The organism is Rhodococcus sp. FH8 (genome assembly GCF_019266085.1).
Lineage (GTDB): Bacteria > Actinomycetota > Actinomycetes > Mycobacteriales > Mycobacteriaceae > Rhodococcus_F > Rhodococcus_F qingshengii.
Genome location: NZ_LPNQ01000025.1, coordinates 1 through 2,143, shown reverse-complemented (window position 1 = coordinate 2,143; position 2,143 = coordinate 1). Strand labels below are relative to the sequence as shown.

At 55.2% G+C, this 2,143-nt stretch carries 1 rRNA gene; it reads left to right on the top strand.

Annotated features, from left to right (window positions below):
* Positions 1-44 precede the first annotated feature (44 nt).
* Positions 45-2,143, top strand: a 23S ribosomal RNA gene (locus ATN38_RS00165); the annotation flags it as partial.

Below are 2,143 nucleotides of genomic sequence, written 5' to 3'. Positions count from 1 at the left end.
TTGTGTGTTGTTTGAGAACTGCACAGTGGACGCGAGCATCTTTGTTGTAAGTAATGAAGAGCGTACGGTGGATGCCTTGGCACCAGGAGCCGATGAAGGACGTAGGAGGCTGCGATAAGCCTCGGGGAGCTGTCAACCGAGCTGTGATCCGAGGATGTCCGAATGGGGAAACCCAGCACGAGTGATGTCGTGTTACCCGCGCCTGAATATATAGGGCGTGTGGAGGGAACGTGGGGAAGTGAAACATCTCAGTACCCACAGGAAGAGAAAACAACCGTGATTCCGTGAGTAGTGGCGAGCGAAAGCGGAAGAGGCTAAACCATGGGTGTGTGATAGCCGGCAGGTGTTGCATTCGTGGGGTTGTGGGGTTCATTTTGTCTGTTCTGCCGAGCAGGCCAACAGTAAGAAATCACAGGGTTAGTGGAAGTGGTCTGGAACGGCCTGTCGTAGAGGGTGAGAATCCCGTACACGAAAACTTTGTGACTGTTGTAATGGAAACCCAAGTAGCACCGGGCCCGTGAAATCTGGTGTGAATCTGTCGGGACCACCCGATAAGCCTGAATACTCCCTGGTGACCGATAGCGGACTAGTACCGTGAGGGAAAGGTGAAAAGTACCCCGGGAGGGGAGTGAAATAGTACCTGAAACCGTGCGCTTACAATCCGTCAGAGCCTTCGAGCAGTTTACTGCTGGGGGTGATGGCGTGCCTTTTGAAGAATGAGCCTGCGAGTTAGTGGCATGTCGCGAGGTTAACCCGTGTGGGGTAGCCGTAGCGAAAGCGAGTCCGAATAGGGCGAGTCAGTGGCATGCTCTAGACCCGAAGCGGAGTGATCTACCCATGGCCAGGTTGAAGCGACGGTAAGACGTCGTGGAGGACCGAACCCACTTAGGTTGAAAACTGAGGGGATGAGTTGTGGGTAGGGGTGAAAGGCCAATCAAACTCCGTGATAGCTGGTTCTCCCCGAAATGCATTTAGGTGCAGCGTCGCGTGTTTCTCACCGGAGGTAGAGCTACTGGATGGTCTAGGGGGCCCACAAGCTTACCGAAATCAGCCAAACTCCGAATGCCGGTGAGTGAGAGCGCGGCAGTGAGACTGCGGGCGATAAGGTTCGTAGTCGAGAGGGAAACAGCCCAGATCGCCAGCTAAGGTCCCTAAGCGTGTACTAAGTGGAAAAGGATGTGGGGTCGCGAAGACAACCAGGAGGTTGGCTTAGAAGCAGCCACCCTTGAAAGAGTGCGTAATAGCTCACTGGTCAAGTGATCCTGCGCCGACAATGTAGCGGGGCTCAAGTACACCACCGAAGCTGCGGCATTCACGCAATAGCCCCCAGTTGATCCAAGGATTTTCTGGCAGGTGTGTGGATGGGTAGGGGAGCGTCGTGTGGCCATGGAAGCGGCAGGGTGACCTAGCCGTGGAGGCCACACGAGTGAGAATGCAGGCATGAGTAGCGAAAGACGAGTGAGAAACTCGTCCGCCGAATGACCAAGGGTTCCTGGGCCAGGTTAATCCGCCCAGGGTGAGTCGGGACCTAAGACGAGGCCGACAGGCGTAGCCGATGGACAACGGGTTGATATTCCCGTACCCGTGTGAACGCGCCCATGGTGAATCAGTGATACTAACCATCCTGAAGCCACGAGAAGACCTTCGGGTCTCGAGTTGGTGGATGCATGGGACCTGATCTGGTAGTAGCCAAGCGATGGGGTGACGCAGGAAGGTAGCTGAGCCAGTCAGTGGTAATACTGGTGTAAGCGTGTAGGGCGTGACCTAGGCAAATCCGGGTCGCACATAGCCTGAGACGTGATGCGTAGCCGATTGAGGCGAATTCAGTGATCCTATGCTGCCGAGAAAAGCCTCTAGCGAGCTTTCACACGGCCCGTACCCCAAACCGACACAGGTGGTCAGGTAGAGAATACTAAGGCGATCGAGATAACTATGGTTAAGGAACTCGGCAAAATGCCCCCGTAACTTCGGGAGAAGGGGGGCCCTGTCTGGTGACGACATTTACTGTCTGAGCTGGGTGGGGCCGCAGAGACCAGTGAGAAGCGACTGTTTACTAAAAACACAGGTCCGTGCGAAGTCGTAAGACGATGTATACGGACTGACGCCTGCCCGGTGCTGGAAGGTTAAGAGGACCGGTTAGTTC